At 54.6% G+C, this 19,734-nt stretch carries 19 protein-coding genes; 12 read left to right on the plus strand and 7 right to left on the minus strand.

All coding sequences use genetic code 11. The annotated features are described in order from the left end of the window. Window positions 1–19: 19 nt before the first annotated feature. Window positions 20–799, minus strand: coding sequence for a pyrroline-5-carboxylate reductase (gene proC, locus ACN0XZ_RS05245; RefSeq protein ID WP_417456678.1), 780 nt, complete (start codon window positions 797–799; stop codon window positions 20–22). A 373-nt stretch (window positions 800–1,172) separates the two neighbouring features. On the opposite strand from proC, the gene proB reads away from it, so the two are divergent. Beyond that, window positions 1,173–2,339, plus strand: a complete 1,167-nt coding sequence (gene proB / locus ACN0XZ_RS05250; protein ID WP_417456679.1) for a glutamate 5-kinase — start codon at window positions 1,173–1,175, stop codon at window positions 2,337–2,339. Here the strand turns inward: proB and ACN0XZ_RS05255 are convergent. Genes ACN0XZ_RS05255 through ACN0XZ_RS05265 form a run of 3 tightly spaced genes read right to left on the minus strand, consistent with a single transcriptional unit; the run spans window position 2,333 to window position 5,190 of the window. Continuing rightward, window positions 2,333–2,887, minus strand: a complete 555-nt coding sequence (locus ACN0XZ_RS05255; protein WP_417456680.1) for a hypothetical protein — start codon at window positions 2,885–2,887, stop codon at window positions 2,333–2,335. The genes proB and ACN0XZ_RS05255 overlap by 7 nt on opposite strands. Window positions 2,888–2,904: 17 nt before the next feature. Next, window positions 2,905–3,909 (minus strand): LacI family DNA-binding transcriptional regulator, encoded by a 1,005-nt coding sequence (locus tag ACN0XZ_RS05260; RefSeq protein ID WP_417456681.1) that lies wholly within the window; start codon window positions 3,907–3,909, stop codon window positions 2,905–2,907. A 48-nt stretch (window positions 3,910–3,957) separates the two neighbouring features. Continuing rightward, on the minus strand, window positions 3,958–5,190 hold the full coding sequence (locus ACN0XZ_RS05265) for a nucleoside permease (protein WP_417456682.1): 1,233 nt from the start codon (window positions 5,188–5,190) through the stop codon (window positions 3,958–3,960). Between the two features lie 205 nt (window positions 5,191–5,395). Between ACN0XZ_RS05265 and ACN0XZ_RS05270 the strand changes: the two genes are divergently transcribed. From ACN0XZ_RS05270 to ACN0XZ_RS05290, 5 genes are all read left to right on the plus strand, one after another. Continuing rightward, a complete protein-coding gene (locus ACN0XZ_RS05270) occupies window positions 5,396–6,526 on the plus strand; it encodes a Gfo/Idh/MocA family protein (RefSeq protein WP_417456683.1) in 1,131 nt (376 codons plus the stop codon). 15 nt (window positions 6,527–6,541) lie between these two features. After that, window positions 6,542–7,453, plus strand: coding sequence for a sugar phosphate isomerase/epimerase family protein (locus ACN0XZ_RS05275; protein WP_417456684.1), 912 nt, complete (start codon window positions 6,542–6,544; stop codon window positions 7,451–7,453). 86 nt (window positions 7,454–7,539) lie between these two features. Beyond that, window positions 7,540–8,094, plus strand: coding sequence for a gluconate 2-dehydrogenase subunit 3 family protein (locus ACN0XZ_RS05280; protein WP_417456685.1), 555 nt, complete (start codon window positions 7,540–7,542; stop codon window positions 8,092–8,094). 13 nt (window positions 8,095–8,107) lie between these two features. Beyond that, a complete protein-coding gene (locus ACN0XZ_RS05285) occupies window positions 8,108–9,811 on the plus strand; it encodes a GMC oxidoreductase (RefSeq protein ID WP_417456686.1) in 1,704 nt (567 codons plus the stop codon). Then, window positions 9,811–10,656 carry a sugar phosphate isomerase/epimerase family protein gene (locus ACN0XZ_RS05290; RefSeq protein WP_417456687.1) on the plus strand — a complete coding sequence of 282 codons (846 nt, stop codon included), beginning with the start codon at window positions 9,811–9,813 and terminating at the stop codon, window positions 10,654–10,656. The genes ACN0XZ_RS05285 and ACN0XZ_RS05290 overlap by 1 nt, the downstream gene beginning before the upstream one ends. A gap of 13 nt (window positions 10,657–10,669) precedes the next feature. Here the strand turns inward: ACN0XZ_RS05290 and ACN0XZ_RS05295 are convergent, their stop codons facing one another. Both ACN0XZ_RS05295 and ACN0XZ_RS05300 read right to left on the minus strand, forming a co-directional pair. After that, entirely contained in the window at window positions 10,670–11,224 is a 555-nt protein-coding gene (locus ACN0XZ_RS05295; RefSeq protein ID WP_417456688.1) for a methylated-DNA--[protein]-cysteine S-methyltransferase, read from the minus strand. Further along, complete coding sequence (locus ACN0XZ_RS05300) at window positions 11,217–11,657, minus strand: DoxX family protein (RefSeq protein ID WP_417456689.1); 441 nt, start codon at window positions 11,655–11,657, stop codon at window positions 11,217–11,219. Before ACN0XZ_RS05300 ends, ACN0XZ_RS05295 begins: the two co-directional genes overlap by 8 nt. A 476-nt stretch (window positions 11,658–12,133) precedes the next feature. Here ACN0XZ_RS05300 and ACN0XZ_RS05305 point away from each other — a divergent pair, with 476 nt between their 5' ends. The 6 genes from ACN0XZ_RS05305 (at window position 12,134) to ACN0XZ_RS05330 (ending at window position 17,371) form a co-directional block, all read left to right on the plus strand. Then, window positions 12,134–12,787: a penicillin-binding protein activator LpoB gene (locus ACN0XZ_RS05305; protein ID WP_417456690.1), complete on the plus strand. Its 654-nt coding sequence runs from the start codon at window positions 12,134–12,136 to the stop codon at window positions 12,785–12,787. Between the two features lie 77 nt (window positions 12,788–12,864). Then, window positions 12,865–14,502: a hypothetical protein gene (locus ACN0XZ_RS05310; RefSeq protein ID WP_417456691.1), complete on the plus strand. Its 1,638-nt coding sequence runs from the start codon at window positions 12,865–12,867 to the stop codon at window positions 14,500–14,502. Continuing rightward, window positions 14,502–14,984, plus strand: coding sequence for a hypothetical protein (locus ACN0XZ_RS05315; RefSeq protein WP_417456692.1), 483 nt, complete (start codon window positions 14,502–14,504; stop codon window positions 14,982–14,984). The genes ACN0XZ_RS05310 and ACN0XZ_RS05315 overlap by 1 nt, the downstream gene beginning before the upstream one ends. A gap of 2 nt (window positions 14,985–14,986) precedes the next feature. Continuing rightward, window positions 14,987–15,904: a hypothetical protein gene (locus ACN0XZ_RS05320; RefSeq protein WP_417456693.1), complete on the plus strand. Its 918-nt coding sequence runs from the start codon at window positions 14,987–14,989 to the stop codon at window positions 15,902–15,904. Window positions 15,905–16,022: 118 nt separating this feature from the next. Beyond that, window positions 16,023–16,727: a sigma-70 family RNA polymerase sigma factor gene (locus tag ACN0XZ_RS05325; RefSeq protein WP_417456694.1), complete on the plus strand. Its 705-nt coding sequence runs from the start codon at window positions 16,023–16,025 to the stop codon at window positions 16,725–16,727. Continuing rightward, window positions 16,724–17,371: a ChrR family anti-sigma-E factor gene (locus ACN0XZ_RS05330; protein WP_417456695.1), complete on the plus strand. Its 648-nt coding sequence runs from the start codon at window positions 16,724–16,726 to the stop codon at window positions 17,369–17,371. The genes ACN0XZ_RS05325 and ACN0XZ_RS05330 overlap by 4 nt, the downstream gene beginning before the upstream one ends. On the opposite strand, the gene rnr is transcribed toward ACN0XZ_RS05330, so the two are convergent. After that, window positions 17,358–19,655 carry a ribonuclease R gene (gene rnr / locus ACN0XZ_RS05335; RefSeq protein ID WP_417456696.1) on the minus strand — a complete coding sequence of 766 codons (2,298 nt, stop codon included), beginning with the start codon at window positions 19,653–19,655 and terminating at the stop codon, window positions 17,358–17,360. The two genes, ACN0XZ_RS05330 and rnr, sit on opposite strands and share 14 nt — an antisense overlap. Window positions 19,656–19,734 lie beyond the last annotated feature (79 nt).

The following is a 19,734-nucleotide window of genomic DNA, read 5'->3' on the forward strand; positions in this document are numbered from 1 at the left end:
GGATTTGGGGGTGCTATGGTTACTGCAGCTCAATCGCGCGCTTGTATGCGGCGTCAGTCGTCTCCCGCATCAGGGTGTCGAGCGCGCCGTTTGCGTTGAGGGCGTTTAGCCCGGCTTCAGTGGTGCCGTTTTTACTGGTTACAGACTCCCTCAGGGCACTGATGGCTTCGTCTGAGCGGTTCGCCATCTCTGTCGCACCAAGGATGGTTTGCAGTACCAACGCACGGGCTTCATCTGGTTTAAAGCCAAGCTTTTCAGCTGCCGCAATATAGCTCTCGATAATCTGGAACACATAGCCGGGGCCGCTGCCTGAAATAGCGGTTACTTTATCCAGCTCATCTTCTGAGCCGACCCAAAAGGCGCGCCCAACGGCCTCCATCAGGTCCTCGACCGTCTTTTTCTGTCCGGTAGAGCAAAGTGTATTGGCGTAGAGCCCCGTGGCACCAAGCCCGATGAGCGCAGGAAGGTTGGGCATAACACGCACAAGCGGTACATCGCCGAGGATCTTGCTGAAATTTCTAAGCGCGAAACCTGCGGCGATTGAAACAACAACGCCGCCATTTTTCAGGCTGTTTTTATAGTCAGGCAGCACGGCTTCAATCATCTGCGGTTTGATGGCGACAATAATCATATCGAATATTTCGCCGCCTAACTCCGACAGGTCAGCTTCAACACGAACTTTCTGGGGCAGGTCGGGTTTTGCGGGGTCAATCACCGTGAAGCTATGATCGCTCGCATCACACCAGCGGCGCAGCATGGCGCCACCCATTTTACCGCACCCTATCATCAGAATATTCATCTTCGCTGTCGTCTCCTGTTCATGTGGCAAGGCAGTGCCCGGGGGCACCTTTGTTTGTGCCTGAGGCTGCTTCGTGTGTTCCTGCCTTTCGGTCGCGGTTCATATAGGTGAAATATATTTAGAATACAAATTAAAAAGCTGTAACAGAGTAAATTCCTTATGGAAAATTTATGCCGGTGTATGGCTTTACTTGCGCCGTTAATGAGGCTTCTAAGTTCGGCCTGTCGATTTTGAATATATCGGCTTGGGTCCTTAGAGGTCTTATAATTAATTGTGGTCAAAGTAATATTATTGCGCTAAAAGGGCGCCGCTGACCAGAAATCGCCGGGATGCGCCCGCGCGAAAGGTTGGTAAATCTTCAAGGAGATTAAAGTTGAGTAGCCAGAAACGTATCGTCGTTAAAATCGGGTCCAGTTTGCTCGCGCACAGTCAGCAGCTCACGCTGCGCTATGCGTTCATGCACGGGCTGATGAGCGATATCGCCCAGTTGAAAGCTGAAGGATATGATGTGGTGCTCATGTCTTCCGGGGCTGTGGCGCTTGGCCTCAACACCGTTGGTAAAACGCCTGAAGATGCGGGCATTCTGGATAAGCAGGCGGCAGCCGCATGTGGGCAGTTGCTGCTTCTCAACGCTTACAGAAATGTAGCGCACGAGTTTGGCTTTGATATTGCCCAGATTCTCGTCACTATTGGCGACATGGAAGAGCGCAGGCGTTTCATCAACACCAAAAACACGATTGAGCGGCTCTTTGATCATTCGATCATGCCGATCGTCAACGAGAATGATACGGTGACAACGCAAGAATTGCGCGTTGGCGACAACGATAGGCTTGCCGCCAAGGTCGCGCAGATGATCCAGGCAGATCACCTGATTATCCTGACTAGTATTGACGGCCTTTATGACAAGCCGCCCTCAGCGCCGGACGCCAAGTTTATCGAGAAGCTTGAGGATGTGAGCGAATATCTGTCGGTGACAGAAGGCACGAGCGCGCTCGGCAGTGGGGGCATGCTCACAAAATTGCAGGCGGCGAATATGGCCCAGCACGCGGGCTGTAATACTATCATCGCCGAGGGTATTATGGAGCGGCCGTTATTGTCAGTTCTGGGTAACGAGCGGCGACACACCAAATGTGTGGCCTTTGGTACACCGGCTTCCGCCTGGAAAGTATGGCTCACGAACCGTTTGCAGGTGGCGGGCAGCATGACGCTGAACCAGAAAGCGGCCGACGATCTGGTTGCCAATGGCGGACCGGTCACGCACGCTGATATTGTCTCTGTCCATGGTCACTTCCAGAAGGGGGACATTCTGCACGTCTATGACGAAAACGATGTGGAGATTGCCCGTGGTTTGACTAACTTCTCGTCTGATGAAGCCCTGTTGCTAGCGCGTCACCCCGAGGCTGGCACGGCAGAACTGCTCGGCTATTCAGCGGCGTTACCAGACCTGATAGCAAGCAAGAATCTTGTGGTTCTGGAAGATAATCACCTGCCATGGGACGTGCCAACGGATGAGCTGCAATTGGTGTCGTCTACTCAGTAGATATAGCTGCCGTGCTGCGACATGAAGTCGTTGAGGCGCAAGAAGACATAGCGGCTGTGGCTGCTGATGTTGTGGGCGTCGCTCATCAGTTCATCCATGGTGAAAAAGCGGCGCTCAATCCCCGGTGCGGGGTTGAGCGGCAGCTCATCCGGGCGCCACGCGACATAACAACGGGCGCGTAACTCTACCCATGACAGGATAGGGTGCTCAGCGGTTGAGGTGACCGTTTGCACCAGCAGGCTTTCGTAATAGTAGCTGGCTTCAGTGATGCAGGTTTTCTTAAAGTCCGCATCCCACGCGGCGTCCATGGCTTCTTCGTCCTCACTTAAAGGGCGGTTGAGGCTGAAAGCTGGCAGGCGCCACTGGTCGGCATGTGCGAGGCCAAGAGGGTCTGGTGCAAAATCACGCGGTGGTGTGCAGTCGCCACCCGGGATAGCGCGCTCAAACAGAAAGCGGATATCTTCATCGCTGATGAGATATACACGTGCCGCAAACGCGGTTTTAAAGTCGCGTGGGCCGTAATCCTGTTTCAGGGGTAGTTTTGCCATCCTTGTTCCCTGTCAGCTTATGTTGGGGCAGGCCCTGTGCTGCCGCGTACAATTAGTTCAAATGGCAATACAAGGTGGCGGTTTTGTGTTTTGTCACCCGCCATCATGTCAAAAAGTGTGGCGATGGCGTGGGCACCAAACGCTGTGGATGGCTGCGAGACTGTTGTCAGGGCAGGGCTGGTGTAGCTAGCAAACTCCAGATCATCAAACCCGGTGACCGAGATATCTTCCGGCACTTTAAGTCCTGCCTTGCGGATTGCATGGAGTGCACCCATGGCCATCTCGTCATTGCAGCAGAAAATCGCACTTGGGCGATCATCTAGCGCAAGCAGGTTCTCTGCCGCGGCCTTGCCGGATGCGAGGGAATAGTCCCCGGCCATGACAAGGCTCTGATCAGCGCCAATGCCGTGCGCTTTGAGGGCTTGTGTATGCCCAGTTAGGCGAGCAATAGTGAGCGGGCTTTCTTCCGGTCCCGCGATCACGCCGATGCGTTTGTGGCCAAGGCCGGTCAGATGATCCGTTAGCGCTTTGGCGGCACCGCTGTTATCAAGCTGGATCGTAGGCATGCTGTCATCGTCAACACATTCACAGCAGTTCACGATTGGTAGAGTTTTGGCGGCCGCACGATCTTCATCGCTTAGCGGGTATCTTGAGCTTAGCTGGATGATGCCGTCCGCCTGGTTGGTGAGCAGCATGTGGGCCAGCTCACGCTCAAGATCAATCTTCCCCATGGTGTTGCCAAGGATGATATTGTGCTTTCGTGCGCGGGCTTCATGCTGGATCGCGCTGATCACGCGGCCAAAAAAGGGGTTCGAGACATCTGGCACCAAGACCATGATCGAGAAGGATTTTTTGGAGCGAAAGTTGCGCGCCATCATATTGGGCTTGTAACCTGCTTCTTCGACCGCCTTTTTTACCTTCTCACGCGTGGCCTCTGAGACCATATCCGGCTTCTGCAGCGCCCGCGATACGGTTGCCACTGAAACACCAGCCAGTTTTGATACGGCCCTGATATTGGTCATGCCTGCCCCTTGAAAGTTTCGCCAACTATATTGAAGATTAACTCATTTTCAATCTGTTAGCGCGGCAGCGGCCTTCTCATCTATCTGTTTTTCTTCCCTAAAGAGCAGGGAGAACAGAACCGCGACAACACCGGCAAACACGCAAGGTATCCACCAGATATTGGCCCAAAGCCGGGCGCCGTCCATTGTCATTGCTTCAACTGTCATGCCTGCGAGGGTGGAGCCTATGGCCAGACCAATCCCGTAGGTCAGAAGGGCAATAAAGCCTTGCGCGCTTGCGCGGTTCGCTTTCGGAGCTTTCTGGTCCACATATACCTGGCCGGTGACGAAGAAAAAGTCGTAACACACGCCGTGAAGCAGAATGCCGCCATAGATCATCCACATCAGATTGTCTGCGTCACCGCTCGCAAACAGGGCGTATCGTGCGGCCCATGCCAGCATGCCGACAAGCAGCATCCATTTCACGCCTAGGCGGCGGAAGAAGAACGGCATCAGCACCATGAAGGCCACCTCGGACATCTGCCCGAAGCTCATTTTCGCGGCCGCGTCCGTGACACCAAGGTCGTTCAGGTAAAGGTTGGTGAAGGCATAGTAGAAGGCGAGGGGAATGGAAATGAGAAGCGAGCACAGTGCAAAAATCGCGAACGAGCGATCTTTCAGCATGCCGAGCGCATCTGCCCCTAATATCTTGCCAAGTGTTGGTTTCTCTTTCGTCATGCTTGGTGGAGTGTGCGGCAGGAAGAAGCTGAACAGCCCGAGCAGAAGAGATGCGCCCGCCGCCATGCGCATGGGATAGGTTGAGGCTTCAACCCTCTCCACCATGCCGGACAGAATAAACGAGATGCTGAGGCCCGCGCATATCCAGCCCAAGGTGCCCCATACGCGAACGCGTGGGAACTCCGTATCCGGGCTTTCCATCACATTGAAGGAGACTGTGTTCACGAGCGCAAGCGTTGGCATGTAGCAGATGTTATAAAGAAGAAGGCCAGCGATGATTGCACTTGCCGAGGTGAGGTCGGACACAAAATAGAGCACAATAGCGCCAGTGATATGCAGGATAGCCATCACTTTCTCTGCGGCAAAAAAACGGTCAGCGATCAAACCAACCAAAAATGGGGCAACAATGGCACCAATATTGTTGGTGAGATAGGCGTTGCCAATCTGTGTGCCACTAAAGCCGATGCCCGCCAGATAGGTGCCGAGGGTTACAAACCACGCCCCCCAGATGAAAAACTGTAGGAACATCATTAAGCTGAGCTGTGAATAGATGCGTGCCGTCATAGCCGGTGCCCTCCCCAAGACATTAAGTGACGACCTCATTGATGCTCGTCACACAAGCCAGTTAATCAAACTGGCCAACCTTCCCATATGTTGTGAGCCTACAGTGATCTACAAACGCTTGACAAGTGAAAATGTAACCGGTTACAAATTTGCCTAAAGAAAAACTTCGGCACAATCATTTTGTGTCCAGCCGCAGGGGTAGGGCGTGCAGGTAGCAATCATCGGAACCGGTTTTATGGGTGTGACCCATGTTGAAGCGCTCAGGCGTCTGGGTGTCGGCATCGCGGGCATCCTCGGTAGCACAGAAGCCAAATCGGTTGAGGCTGCGCGAGAGCTCGGTATCAGCCGCGCCTACAAGGATTTCGACGATGTACTATCGGACGCTGCCGCTGACGCCGTTCATATCTGTGTGCCAAACGCGTTTCACTATGCTTATGCCAAAGCGGCGCTGATAGCAGGCAAACATGTGATGTGCGAGAAGCCGCTCGCGATGGACAGCAAACAGTCTGCGGAGTTGGTTGAAGTTGCGAAAGGCAAGTCTCTGGCTGCAGGTGTTTGTTATAACTTGCGTTATTACCCCCTGAACCTTCAGGCGAAAGCCATGGTGGCAGGTGGTGAGCTTGGCCGCCTTTTCCATATCAATGGCTGTTATATTCAGGACTGGCTGCTGCATGAAAGCGACTATAACTGGCGCTTGCACGCTGATATTGGCGGTCCGCTACGTGTGGTGGCCGACATTGGCACACACTGGATGGATATGCTGAGCACGATCACAGGCCTTGAGATCGAGGCCGTGTTTGCGGATATGTCTACCGTTTACCCCACCCGTAAACGCCCGGTAGGTGGCGGTGCTACCTTCACCAAGGCAGGGGATGCGTCTGGCGAAGATGCAGCGATTGATACGGAAGATTACGCCAGCATTCTCCTCCGTTTCAAAGGTGGTGTGAAAGCCAGCCTTTATGTGTCGCAGGTGGCTGCTGGGCAGAAAAATGCGCTGCGTTATGAAATTTACGGCGCCCAAAAGTCTGTGGCGTGGGATGGACAGCGTCCCAACGAACTGTGGGTAGGTGAACGTGACAAGGCAAACAATATTCTGATCAAGGATCCATCGCTGATGGCACCAAGTGCCGCCGCAGCAGCAAGCTACCCCGGTGGTCACGCGGAAGGATATCCGGATACCTTCAAACAATGCTTCCGCGCGTTTTATGACTACATTAGAGCCGGTGACTATGCTGCCGTGCCAACCTTTCCGACCTTCGCTGAAGGACACAAGGAAATCCAGCTTTGCGAAGCCATTCTGGAAAGCCACCGGCAAGAACGCTGGGTAACTGTTTAGACTAAGGACCATTTGATGAAGTTTGGGTTTCAAAGCGCGATCTTGGACGGCCTCTCATTCGAGGAGGTGATTGATTTTGCGGCTGAGCAGAAGTTTGAGTGTGTCGAAATCATGTGCTGGCCCAAGGGCAAGGCAGAGCGAAAATATGCTGGTGTAACCCACCTTGATGTTGCCGATTTTACTGAGGAAGACGCCGCGCGTGTGCAAGCCTACTGTGCGGCGAAGGGGGTCGAGATCAGCGCGCTTGGGTATTACCCCAACCCGCTGACACCTGATCGGGATGAAGCTGCGGTTTATATCGCCCACATCAAAAAGGTGATTGACGCTTCGGTGCTCCTTGGGCTTCACCTTGTCACCACATTTGTGGGCAATGACTGGACCAAATCCGTCGATGAAAACTGGCCGCGCTTCAAAGAGGTTTGGGGCGATATTCTCAGCTATGCCGAAGAACGCAAGGTGCGCATCGGCATTGAAAACTGTGCGATGTTCTTCACGGGTGATGAATGGCCTGCCGGTAAAAACCTGGCCTATAGCCCGGCGATCTGGCGGCGCATGTTTGAAGCGTTCAACACGCCATACTTCGGCCTCAACTACGACCCCTCGCACTTTGTGTGGATGCAGATGGATTATATGAAGCCGCTTGGCGAGTTCATGCCGCGCTTTTTCCATGCTCATGCCAAGGACGTGAAGCTTGATCGCGCGCGTCTTGACGACGTGGGTACGATGGCAACACCGCTTTCATACCATGACCCAAGAATCCCGGGGAGAGGGGATATCGATTGGGGCATGTATGTCGCTGGTCTTAAGGCGGCGGGATATGATGGTGCTTTCTGTATTGAAGTGGAAGACAGCGACTATGAAGGGTCGCTTGAGGACAGAAAGCGCGCGCTGGTCGAGAGTGCAGCGCACCTCAGGCAGTTTTTATGAGATGATGCCGGGCGGGCCTGAGCGGAGATAATCCTCCCCGGGCCTGCTCCGCATCTTTTGGTAACCGGTTTCATTGGGGAGGGAAGATGAAACCAAAAGGGTTAGACAGGCGGCGCTTGCTCATCGGCCTGTCCGCGCTTGCGGGCGGGGCCTTGCTACCTAGCTCTGAAGGCATCCTGAGCCGCGCGCTTGCGGCGGATGAGGTGACTACAGAGGGTGGAACGCTGAGTAGCAGCCAAAAGACGTGCATCAGCATCATTGCCGATATCATTATCCCGGAAACTGACACTGCCGGCGCGTTGGGGGCTGATGTGCCCGCCTTTATCGATATGGCGCTAACGAGTTGGTTAAGCGCTGAAGAGCGAATGTCTTTTCTCAGTGGGCTCGATGCTTTCATCGGTATGAATGCCGGGTTTATCGGCAGTAACGCAGAAGCGCAGAAATCCACCGTTCAATCGCTTGATGAAGCCCTTTGGGACGCTGACCATTTTTCCGGCTTTTACCGCAAGCTCAAGGAAATGACCCTGATCGGATATTACACCTCTGAGGTCGGTGCCTCCGTTGAGCTCGCCTATGACCCGGTGCCCGGGCCATATCACGAATTCAAACTGTCAGCCTCTGACAGAGGCTGGTCAACATAAAGGGCGCGCAGGTATGAGCACGAGTTACGATTTTGATGTGATTGTTGTGGGCTCCGGCATGTCGGGTGGCTGGGTCGCTAAAGAGATGTGCGAACGAGGGTATAAGGTTGCGGTGCTTGATCGTGGTACCCCGCTTGAGCACGGCGACGGCTACATAACGGAGCATGCCGCCCCGTGGGAGATGCCGAACCGTGGCCTTGTCAGCAAGGAAGAGGCTGCCCGCGACTATGAGCACGTGAAAAAATGTTATGCCTTTTCCGAGTATACCAAACACAATTTCATCAACGATCGGGAAAACCCTTTTGCCGTGAAAGACGGCAAACGTTTTGACTGGATCAGAAGCGCGCGCGTCGGCGGCAAATCCCTGCTGTGGCACCGGCAAAGTTACCGTATGAGCGAGGCGGATTTTGAGGCCAACAAAAAGGATGGTCACGGCTGTGATTGGCCCATTCGTTATGATGACCTCGCGCCCTGGTACGACTATGTGGAAAAGTTTGCGGGTATTAGTGGTTCGGTTGAAAATTTGCCCCAACTGCCAGACGGTGTTTTTCAAAAACCTTTTGAAATGAATTCTGTAGAGAAAGACGCGAAGGTAAAAGTTGAGGAAAAATACCCCGGCCGTAAGATCATCATGGGGCGATGTGCCCACCTGACGGAGCCGACCGATGAGCAGATCGAGCTTGGTCGCGGGCCGTGCCAGTCCCGCAATCAATGCCAGCGCGGGTGCTCGTGGGGCGGATATTTTTCCAGCCTTTCTGCAACGCTTCCAGCGGCAGATCGCACAGGTAATATGACCCTCATCCCCAACGTGCAGGTGCAAGAGGTGTTGCATGACAATGCGACCGGTAAAGCGTCAGGTGTACATATGGTGGACACGGAAACGCTCCAGCATGTGCGCATCACCGCGCGTGTGGTTTTTGTTTGCGCTTCAACACTTGCAACCGCGCATATTCTGCTGAATTCCAGATCGGCCAAATACCCAAGGGGGATTGGCAACGTTGGGGCCGCGCTTGGCCACTATCTGATGGACCACATCTCTGATGTTGGCGCCTATGCCGAGGTGGAGGGGTATGAGGACCTTTATTATCAGGGACGGCGACCCACAGGCATCTACGTGCCCCGTTTCCGGAACGTAACCGAACCTCACGAAGGTTTCCTCAGGGGATATGGTTTTCAAGGCGGGGCAGAGCGCGCGAACTGGTGGAACGCAACCTCAAAAAAAGGCGTTGGCGAGGATTTCAAGAAAGCCATACAGCGGCCTGGCACCTGGCGGTTCGGCTTGGGCGGTTTTGGCGAGATGCTGCCCGCTTTTGAAAATCATGTATCCCTGAGCAAAACCACGAAGGACCGCTGGGGTATGCCACTTCTGGAGGTTAGCTGTGCATACGGCGAAAACGAGCTGAAGATGAAAGATGACATGGAGAAAACCGCGATTGAGATTTTGCGCGCAGCGGGTTTCAAGACTGTCCATGGTTTCAAGAATGAGAGCTTCCCCGGCATTGCTATTCACGAGATGGGCACTGCGCGCATGGGTCATGACCCCAAAGACAGCTACCTCAACAAATTTAACCAGTGCCACGAAGTACCCAATCTATTTGTAACAGATGGTGCGGCAATGGCGTCGACCGCCTGCCAAAACCCATCGCTTACCTTTATGGCGCTATCCGCGCGGGCGGCGCATTTTGCGGCGGACCAGATGAAAGCAGGAGTTTTGTGATGAAAATGAATATGAGCAGACGGAATTTCCTCCTGAGTGTTGGGGCGAGCGCCCTCGCGGGTGTGGCAATAGGGAAGGGCATCATGAAACCGGCTTTTGCGCATGCGGATCAGGCGATTGGTGTTCAGCTCTACACCGTGCGGGACGCTATGGCGGAAGATATGGCAACAACGCTGGAACGTGTCGCTGCCATCGGATACCGGGAGGTCGAGTTTGCGGGCTATTTCGATAAACCCCTTGCCGAGATCAAGGCAATGCTTGAGCACAACGGCCTGACCGCGCCGTCAGCGCATATGAGCCCGGAAGTGTTTGAGAACGACTTTGACCGTGCGCTTGAAATTGCGGATGCGCTTGGCCACAAAAACCTGATCCTGCCGTGGCTACCGCCAGAGCAGCGTTCGCTCGACCGTTTCCGTGAGATCGCACATATCCTCAATGTCACAGGGGAAAAGGCCAAAGCAGCAGGTGTGAAGGTGGGATACCATAACCATGAGTTTGAGTTTATCGCTGAGGGCGGTGTCACGCCGTTTGATGTTCTGATGGCAGACACAGACGCAGATTTAGTGAATTTTGAGCTTGATCTCTTTTGGCTCGCGACCGCGAAGAAGGCCCCGCTGCCCCTGATGGAAAAACTGAAAGGCCGGGTGCCTTGCGTGCATGTGAAAGACATGGACGGACAGGGCAACATGGTTTCCGTGGGTGATGGTGAGATCGACTTCAAGTCTGTGTTTGAGCACCGCAAAGAGGCGGGCCTAAAACACTTCTTTGTGGAGCATGACAATCCGAAAGACCCGTTCGAGAGCATCAAACGGAGCTTTGAAGCCTTCTCCAAAGTTGTGGCGTAGGGGCTTTGCGGCCCTAGTTGTTCTGCGCGTCAACAAAATCGAAAAGAGTTGGAGGCTCGGGTTCAATCGCGCCTTCAATCTCCAGCAGCTTGCGTTTTGAGGCTGTACCGCCGGGGGCGGAGAAGCCGTGCATCTTCCCGTCAGCCGCCAGTACCCGGTGGCAGGGTACGATCAGCGGGATTTTGTTGTCCGCCATGGCGCGGCCTACTGCCTGCGCGCCACCGGGTTCGCCAACCTCCCTCGCAACCTCTCCGTACGTCATGGTTTTCCCAAATGGGATGGTCAGCACGCATTCATAGACGCGCCGGTTGAATGGTGTGGCGTAGCTGAGGTCCAGCCTGAGTTTGGAGAGGTCCGCACGCGTACCGCTTAACACTTGGCGCACGAGGGCGACGGTTTCCGCTATAAGTGGTGGAAGGCCTTCGGTGTTAACCGCTCCCACGTTCAGCTTGCCGTGCACGCGGCTTGCGTCCGGCAACCTGAAGCGGCAAATGCCGCTCTCGGTCCATTCAATCTCGCAAGCGCCAACGGCTGTACTGAACTTATGTCGCCCCTCGATTTCAGTCATGAGGGATATCGTGGCGCATTATCAAGCGGTCGAGTGCCATGCGGCCGCCACCGGTTGTGGCAAAGTAGAAACCAAACAGAATCAGGCATGCGGACGAAAAGCTCGCCCGTATACCGCCGTGCATATCCACCATCACAATAGCGACAATGAAATTGACCATGCAAAGCAGGCCCGCGAGCCGAATGCCGAGCCCGAGGATAAAGGAAACGCCGATCAGGAACTGCGCCCAGACCGAGAGCCGAGCCATAAACTCAGGCCAGGGGAATTTATGGGCTGTCAGGAAACTCACGAACTCCGCCATGCGTTCCGCGCTTAGTATATTGTCGAGTACGCCCCAAACGAGGAATGAACCAACAACAAGTCGCGCAATGAGGACGCTCGTGTCGGATAGCGATTGCAGTTGCGGCAGTAATAGTAATTTGTCCAAAGTCATAATGTATCCCCCTCAGCGAAGCGAACCCTGTCAGGCTCTGCTGAACAGGGAAGTAGTAACAACGCCTAGGCTAGGGCGCAATTTGTAATAGATCACTTACCTGAGAGGTTAAGGTTGTGCGTAAAACCTACCTAAACGCAGCTTTCGGGCATCGTGGAGATAGCCGTGCCAGTGTCATAATAACAAACGCATAACAACTTTATTTATACTTCATCGCTGTTTGTCGGGACTCGCAGCTGATTTCTTGTTGAGCGGCCCGCTAAACAGATTTCAAAACAGGATCAGATAAGAGTTTAGGGAAGACAAATGCCTTCAATACAGGCTGAGCAGGTAAGAACTTATAGTTTTAGTTGAATTTTGGGGGTGTTCGCCGCACCACTTTGCCTAAAATGCTACCTAAATTTTTGATGACTTGAATTAAATCATGAAACTGACTAGCGTTTTTGGGTCATTTTACGCTTTTGATGGGGGAGTTTATGACTAAGCAAAGTGTAACTATTGCAAGCCTTAAGCAGTTTGCATTTGTAGGTATGGCTGCGGGCTTGCTGTCCGCTTGTGGGCCGTCAGTTGATAATTCCGCTGGTGTTTCAACCATTTCGCAGGATCCGGGTCGTCAAGGCGCCGTTGCTGGCGTGGGTATCGAATCAAACGATATCCAGTCCATGACGGACCGTATGATGCGAGATATGCTTGCCAACCCGATGCTGGCAAATGCTGCCAATCCACCACAGGTGATTGTGGACAGCGAGTTCTTCATGAACGACAGCACACAGCGCATCAACAAGGACCTGATCACCAACCGGTTGCGGGTTAACCTGAACCGTGCTTCGCAAGGCCGCATGATCTTCGTCGGCCGTAACTATGCGAACATGGTGCAGCAGGAACGCAATCTGAAGCGTGACGGTGTTGTGGATACAGGCACAACAGGCATGACCGCGTCGCAGGCCGGTGGTGATTACCGCCTTGGTGGCACGATTGCCTCAGCTGACAGCCGGGATGCCCGCACAGGGATGATGCAGCGCTATACCCAGATCACCTTTGAAATGGTTGATCTTGAGCGCGGAATCATTGTCTGGAGCGGCATGTACGAGTTGTCCAAGGCAGCTGCGGATGACGTGGTTTACCGTTAAAAATACAGACGTGCGGCGGCCAGAGACGCCGCACTCCAAACATCATTGAAATTATATATCGCTAGAGGAGACGAGCGATGACTACGTCTGCTTGCCGAATTTCGGCCGTTGCTGTTGCGAGTGTGTTGTTTTTCCACCCTGCTTACGCTGATGACAGCGAGCGCCTACTTGAGTTGCGCTCTTCACCACCTGTCTCTGCTGAAGCTCTTTCCCGGGAACAGTTTTTAACCAGCCGCTATGCGGACTTGAAGCTGGCGCTTAAAAACAAAGACCTGAGCAAAGAAGAAAAGAAAGCTCTCAAGGACGAATATAAAGCCGTCGGAAAAGAGCTGAAAGCCATCAAGAAGGCGAATAAAAACGCCAGTAAATCTTACGACAAAGAAATCAAGAAGCTGGAGAAGTCTCTGGCGAAGGAATATGGCATGGGGCCATATCCCGCTGAGACACGGCTTTATGTCTCGGGCCGCCCCGAACCCCTACAGCCTTATTATCGCAGCCTTTATATTGAAGGCGAGCGTAATGCGGTGCTGAACTTCAACCGTTTGGGTGTCGCAGCGCTTGAGCTTGGCTACCTTGATCACGCCGAGTGGGCGTTTGACCGCTCGATCGATAAGATCGAAGCCATCTACGCCAACAATGATCAGGCTAAAGCTGCAAAATCCAAGTTTCAGGCTGAATCTGTAAAAGACTACAAAGGCGAGCCTTACGAGCGCGCGATGGCCTATTACTATCGCGGGATCGTTTATCTGGCTGAGGGTGATTATGAGAACGCTCGCGCCATGTTCCGCTCAGGCGAATATCAGGATACCGTGTCGGAAGCTGAAGACTTCCAGGCCGACTTTGCATTGATGAACTATCTGGATGGCTGGTCGCTGCAGTGCCAAGGCCGCAGCGGGGAAGATTCCTTCGCGAAAGCTGCTCAGTTCAGGAATGACCTTGTCGCACCTGCGCCTGACCATAACGTTCTGTTCCTGACAGAGCTTGGCACCGGTCCGGTGAAGTACGGTGATGGTGAATACAAGGAAATCCTGAAGTTCCGCACCGATGACCGTTTTGTTGAAACTGGCGCCCGTCCGCTTGCGCTTGATGGTGACGGTAACGTCCGTTATGAGCCCGCAGCCTATGTGATGGAAGACATCTACTGGCAGGCGTCAACGCGGGGCGGTCGCCCTGTGGACGGCATTCTGGAAGGTAAAGCCCAGTTCAAGGAAACAACGGCTGCAGTTGGCGACGTTATGTCTACAGCCGGTACGGTGACAGCGTTGGCTGGCCTATATGGGGGTGACAGTGACGCTGCGCTCGTAGGGGCCGGTATTGCCCTGATTGGTGGTCTCTTTGGTGCTGCATCTGAAGCCGCCAAGCCAGAAGCGGATACACGCCAGTGGGATAACCTGCCGCGCTATGTCACGGTGGCAACCGAAAGCATCGATAATGTTGGTGGCTTGCACTATGCCGCTGAATTTATGGGTGAGGGCGGTGAAATACCACCGATGCAGGATGCGGCTCTGGTTGCAGGCGGTGATGCCTGTACCGTTGTGTGGAACCGGTCTCGCCCCGCCACGATGATCGCGGAATCGAGCCCCGGCGCTCGTCTTGACTGGAAACAAATGCGAAAGCAGGACAAGGACGTACAACGTATGAACGTTGCATACCGGACCTGGCTTTCGAGTGAAACTCCAGGCATGCCAGCCGGCACTTCTGAAGGAGCAGAGTGATGAAAACTCACATTGGTCGTCTTGCGGTAAAAACTGTTATGGGGGCGGCTGCCGCCCTCTTGCTGGCGCAGGCTGCCTCAGCACAGAATGTCGTAAAATGCGATTTCCGTGCATTTAAAAAGCTGGGCCCTTCGGGCCCGGCTATCGTCTCCGGTGTACGGGGCACGATGACACCAATTGCACTCAATTCGGTGCAGATTATTGACAAGAACATCGCCAAGAAGATCCTGCCGCAGGGTGTTTTTGCCCGCCGCACAGACACAGGCACCCTTGAGGTGATGGCGCGCTTGATCAATTGCACAGACTATCCGCAAGAAGTGCTTGTGCGCACCTCTTTCATGGATGTTGACCAGTTCCCGGCGGAACCTGAAACCGCGTGGCAGCGTGTTTTCCTGCAGCCTCGTTCAACCGCTGTGTACCGCGAGATGTCTATCTCCATGGATATTGGCTATTATCTGATCGAAGTTGACGAAGGAGAATGACCATGAAACGCGCCTTGAGCTCTGTCAGTCTCGCCGCTTTGACCCTCGTTGCTGCGGCTTCGCTTGATCAGGTTGCGGTTGCGCAGCAGATGCGTGAGGGCGTACCAACAACGCTTCAGCGTCGTCCGCCACCACCTCTGCCCGACCAAACGCCATCGATCAATGCGTTCAGGGAAGAGAACAAGCGGGTAAAACGGCCAAGGTTCGTTGTTTTCTGGAACCGTGACTTCTCTGATGAGGTGGTAACCTATTATATCGACTATCAGGCGCGTGCACTTGAGGTGAAAACACCAACGATTACGCGCAACACCACCACCAGCACCAATATGCACACGCATGGCAATGGCCAGCTTCATGGCACACGGGATACGCGTACGACCACGAGCATGCGCCCAGGCAGCGTTGACGCGCAGGCTTATGAATACAGCGGCACGGTGCGCCTGAATAAAGATCAGGCCCGAAAAAACCTTGAAGAGATATTGAACTGGAAGGTTCAAGGCAGCTTCAAAAACACCATGATCAAGGGCGGGGCACGCCTTATCGACCGTGACATGATCACCCGCGTACAGGGCAAGGATGCCATGTCTAACGAGCAGGTGAACACCCACGGCCTTGAGATCAACGCCATGCTCGGCAAGGCAGACTATATGATCGAGATTTTGCTGGCCCCAAGCTATGAGAGCGAGTCTGGTCTCGCATTTCAGGTGAATGTGGTGCAGGTGGAAACCGGCGAAACCATCACCAGCCTGTACACAGAAGCCATGCCGCCAACCCGTGAGGTGAAGCGCTATGAGGCGACTGATCGCGGCTTTCAGGAATATTATGAGCAGGAAGGCTATAGTGAGCAGGCAGTGGGCGAAACGCTTGCAGTTCGCACCATGGAAGAGCTCACTGGTTACTGGCGCATGATGGCCGAATAACATCTGCGAAAACCAGATGTACGCGGAAGGCAGCCCTCGGGCTGCCTTTTCTTTTACGCCGCGCGTGATTTTACACCCCGGCTTGATCTGGCGAGCCCGTTCCTCCGTAGAAACCAGTATGAAAGCAGAATTACATAGAGACGACCCCCGGTCGGTGCAGGCATCGCGTGATGATCAGGGCGCGCGGTGCTTGACACCGTCCACCTCAAATGGTGAGGTCAGGCTTGGGAGCAACGCTCAAGCCGGGGTTATCGATATTTTTTCTGCCAGGAAAAAGCAGGCTGTGTCGCATGAAGAGTTGGCGCTAAGGGTCGCCGACCTTAGGGATAAGTCCGCTTTTGCACAGCTTTTTTCCTATTTTGCGCCACGGGTTAAGTCCCACCTCATGACCCTGGGGTTGGAGGATGAGAAGGCCGAGGAACTGGCGCAGGAAGTGATGGTTACGCTCTGGCGTAAGGCCGCGCAGTTTGACCCCCAAAAAGCCCGGCTTTCCACATGGCTTTTTCGTGTCGCGCGCAACAGGTTTATCGACCATACCCGGCGCCAGAAATACACCGAAGTTGATGTTGCAGGTCATCTGGACAGCCTTATCGCTGACGAAACCGCCGATAGTGCCGCGGTTGAGGGGCAGCACCGCAAGCTGGTGTCGCACGCGCTCACGAAGTTGAAACCTCCCCAGCGCGAGGTTATTGAGCTGTCTTTTTATCGGGAGCTATCCCACTCCCAGATCGCGGAAACGCTGGCCTTGCCACTCGGCACCGTCAAATCCCGAATAAGAATTGCCTTTGAGGCACTGCGTAATGAGTTGAGAGAACTGGCATGACAAAACATGGTCTGCTGAATGATGAATGGATGGTGTCTTACGCTGCGGGCGCGCTCAGCGAAGCGAAGTCTCTTGTTGTGGCAAGCCACATAGCTTTTCACCCTGATCTGCAGGAAAAGGTTGCGGACGCGGAAGCCATTGGCGGCGCACTTCTCGATGAGGTTGAGCCTGTCCGCCTGCGCGCTGGTGCGCTTGAAGACATTCTTGATGTCATCGACAATGACGATGTGCCTACTACCCAGGCTGAGCCCCGGGAGAGCGAACTGCCGGCGCCACTTAGGGACTATCTGAGCTGTGAACTGGATGACCTCAAATGGCAGTTCATGGGGCCGGGCATGAAAAAGGTCCGCCTGAAAAAGTACGAGTCCGGTGAATGCCTATGGCTCTTGCGGGCCCGTGGCGGTACCGAGATGCCCCTTCATGACCACAGGGGCACAGAGTTTACCCTTGTGCTCAGGGGCAGCTACGCTGTGGGTGATAAGCGGTTTACACCGGGGTTGATGGAACTTGCCGGGCCGGAGCTTAAAAACCATAGCCCCATCATTGATGAAGGCGAGGACTGCATCTGCCTTGTGGTCACCGACGCCCCCATCAGGCTCCACAGCGTGATAGGGCGCATGGTGCAGCCGTTTATCGGCCTCTAGCTTTCCCTTTTGGTTTGCCAGCTTTATTGCGGTTGCCGCGCGCGGGCCTGCCGCCTGTGCGGTTGTGGCGGGCACCAAGCTTTTTGTGCTGGTTTTTGCGCATGGCGGCCATTTCTTCTTCCGTGCGCACAAGTTCGAGTTTGAGGCCACCGGTGAAACGATTGGCCTCCGTGAGCCTGACCTTCAGCCTGTCACCAAGCTTGAACTCTTCGCCTGAGCGTTCACCCACAAGGCGGTGATGCGCCTCGTCATGGCTATAATAATCAAGCCCGATTTCAGAAATTGGGATCAAACCGTCCCCGCCTGAGGGTTCAATGCTGACAAAAAGCCCAAAGCGCGTAACACCTGTTACCCGGCCAAAAAACTCGTCGCCTACATGGTCGGCAAGATAGTTGGCGAGGTAGCGGTCGGTAGACTCGCGTTCGGCCGCCATGGCGCGGCGTTCCGTACTGGATATCTGCTCACCGATGGAAGCGAGCTTGTCGCGCTGTTCATCCGTCATGCCGTCTTTGCCAAAGCCCAGCGCGCGCACAAGGCCACGGTGCACCACAAGATCGGCATAGCGCCGGATTGGTGACGTGAAGTGCGCGTAACGGGGCAGGGCGAGGCCAAAGTGGCCCATATTGTCAGGCGAATAATAGGCCTGGGTTTGGGAGCGCAAGACCACCTCGTTTACCAGCGTCTCATAGGCCGTGTCTTTGACCTTCTCGAGGATGCCGTTAAACAGCCGGGGCATCATCACATTCCCCTTGGCGAGGTTAAGCTCCATCGTCGCCAGAAACTCGCGCAGGCTCTCAAGTTTTTCGAGAGGGGGTTCCTCATGCACACGGTACATGGTCGGTGTCTGGTGCGCTTCCAGCTCCTCCGCCGCGCACACGTTTGCGGTGATCATCAGCTCTTCAACAATCTTGTGCGCGTCAAAGCGTTCCCTGATCGTGATACCAGCCACATGGCCATTGGCGTCCAGCTCAATGCGGCGCTCAGGCATATCCAGTTCAAGCGGTTGGCGTTTGGCCCGCGCTTTCATAATGGCTTTGAAGGTGCCGTATAGGGGCTTGAGTACCGGTTCAAGGAGCGGTGCGGTGATATCATCGCAAGTGCCATCAAGTGCAGCCTGGGCTTGCTCATAAGACACATTGCCCGCGCTTTTCATCAGGCCGCGTACAAACTTGTGCCTGCGCTTCTTGCCGTCCTTGTCGAACCAGATGTGCACGGCCATACAGGCGCGCTCAACACCCGGCATAAGGCTGCAAAGGTCGGCCGAAAGCGCTTCGGGCAGCATAGGCACCACCCGGTCCGGGAAATAACAGCTATTCCCGCGTTTGAGCGCTTCCCGGTCAAGCGCGCTGCCGTTTGGCACATAATGCGCCACATCTGCGATGGCAACGATAGCGTGCCAGCCGCCTTCATTGTTCGGGTCGTCATCGGGCTCGGCCCACACGGCATCGTCATGGTCGCGCGCGTCAGCAGGGTCGATGGTGATGAGAGGAATATCCCTCAGGTCCACACGTTTACCCAGGGCAACTGGTTTCGCGGCCTCCGCTTCCTTGATCACCTCGTTGGGGAATTCATAAGGAATATCAAGGCTGTGGATTGCGATCATGCTGATGGAGCGTGCGCTGTCCACATCGCCAAGGCGTTCTTTTACCCGCACACGTTTGGGGCCTGATTGGCGTTTGCTTTTAACGGGTTCCGCCAGCACAAGCTCGCCTTCAACCGCACCCATCACATCGTCACGGTCGATCCAGTATTCATCGCGGTTTTTCTTGTCCACCGGGTGCAGGCGACCACCATTGGGGCCGCCATGAAACACGCCCATCAGGGCTTTTGGCGCGGGCTTCAGGAACTTGAGCACACTCGCGCGGTAGATAGGTGGCTCGTCTTTCACCGGGGTAAGGCGCACAAGCGCCCTGTCACCCGGTCCCATCGCAGGGGGCGCGTGTTTACCCTTCTTCTGGCTCAGGTAGATACGGGGTGGTGTGCCGCCGCCCTCATAATTCACAGGTTTGACAAGCGGGTCGCCATGGTCATCAAGCCCCGCAAACTCAACAACCTGCACACTTGGCAAGCGGTCAGAGGCTCTTAGCGCATGGCCTGTGTCTTTAGTGAGCAGCCCTTCTTCCGCCAGTTCGCGCAGCAGTTTTTTGAGGAATACCTTGTCAGGCCCCTTAACGCCAAAGGCACGTGCGATATCGCGCTTCGTGACTTTGCTGCCCGGAAAGTTACGGACAAAATCCATGATCTCGTCGCGGCTGGGCAGTTGTCCGGGCTCGTATTTCGCCAAGGGGCGGGTCCTTTCCTTTTGCTCAATTAAGCCCTGAATTCAGGCATAGAGCAACAGTCCTAAGTGGTTTGTGCAGCGT

The organism is Kordiimonas sp., from assembly GCF_048264555.1.
Taxonomy (GTDB): domain Bacteria; phylum Pseudomonadota; class Alphaproteobacteria; order Sphingomonadales; family Kordiimonadaceae; genus Kordiimonas.

Excerpts from the sequence above, each read along its gene's own strand:
- proC (WP_417456678.1), bottom strand. The coding sequence starts at position 799 with ATGAATATTCTGATGATAGGGTGCGGTAAAATGGGTGGCGCCATGCTG.
- ACN0XZ_RS05255 (WP_417456680.1), bottom strand. The coding sequence starts at position 2,887 with ATGGCAAAACTACCCCTGAAACAGGATTACGGCCCACGCGACTTTAAA.
- ACN0XZ_RS05260 (WP_417456681.1), bottom strand. The coding sequence starts at position 3,909 with ATGACCAATATCAGGGCCGTATCAAAACTGGCTGGTGTTTCAGTGGCA.
- ACN0XZ_RS05265 (WP_417456682.1), bottom strand. The coding sequence starts at position 5,190 with ATGACGGCACGCATCTATTCACAGCTCAGCTTAATGATGTTCCTACAG.
- ACN0XZ_RS05275 (WP_417456684.1), top strand. The coding sequence starts at position 6,542 with ATGAAGTTTGGGTTTCAAAGCGCGATCTTGGACGGCCTCTCATTCGAG.
- ACN0XZ_RS05280 (WP_417456685.1), top strand. The coding sequence starts at position 7,540 with ATGAAACCAAAAGGGTTAGACAGGCGGCGCTTGCTCATCGGCCTGTCC.
- ACN0XZ_RS05285 (WP_417456686.1), top strand. The coding sequence starts at position 8,108 with ATGAGCACGAGTTACGATTTTGATGTGATTGTTGTGGGCTCCGGCATG.
- ACN0XZ_RS05290 (WP_417456687.1), top strand. The coding sequence starts at position 9,811 with ATGAAAATGAATATGAGCAGACGGAATTTCCTCCTGAGTGTTGGGGCG.
- ACN0XZ_RS05295 (WP_417456688.1), bottom strand. The coding sequence starts at position 11,224 with ATGACTGAAATCGAGGGGCGACATAAGTTCAGTACAGCCGTTGGCGCT.
- ACN0XZ_RS05300 (WP_417456689.1), bottom strand. The coding sequence starts at position 11,657 with ATGACTTTGGACAAATTACTATTACTGCCGCAACTGCAATCGCTATCC.
- ACN0XZ_RS05305 (WP_417456690.1), top strand. The coding sequence starts at position 12,134 with ATGACTAAGCAAAGTGTAACTATTGCAAGCCTTAAGCAGTTTGCATTT.
- ACN0XZ_RS05310 (WP_417456691.1), top strand. The coding sequence starts at position 12,865 with ATGACTACGTCTGCTTGCCGAATTTCGGCCGTTGCTGTTGCGAGTGTG.
- ACN0XZ_RS05315 (WP_417456692.1), top strand. The coding sequence starts at position 14,502 with ATGAAAACTCACATTGGTCGTCTTGCGGTAAAAACTGTTATGGGGGCG.
- ACN0XZ_RS05320 (WP_417456693.1), top strand. The coding sequence starts at position 14,987 with ATGAAACGCGCCTTGAGCTCTGTCAGTCTCGCCGCTTTGACCCTCGTT.
- ACN0XZ_RS05325 (WP_417456694.1), top strand. The coding sequence starts at position 16,023 with ATGAAAGCAGAATTACATAGAGACGACCCCCGGTCGGTGCAGGCATCG.
- ACN0XZ_RS05330 (WP_417456695.1), top strand. The coding sequence starts at position 16,724 with ATGACAAAACATGGTCTGCTGAATGATGAATGGATGGTGTCTTACGCT.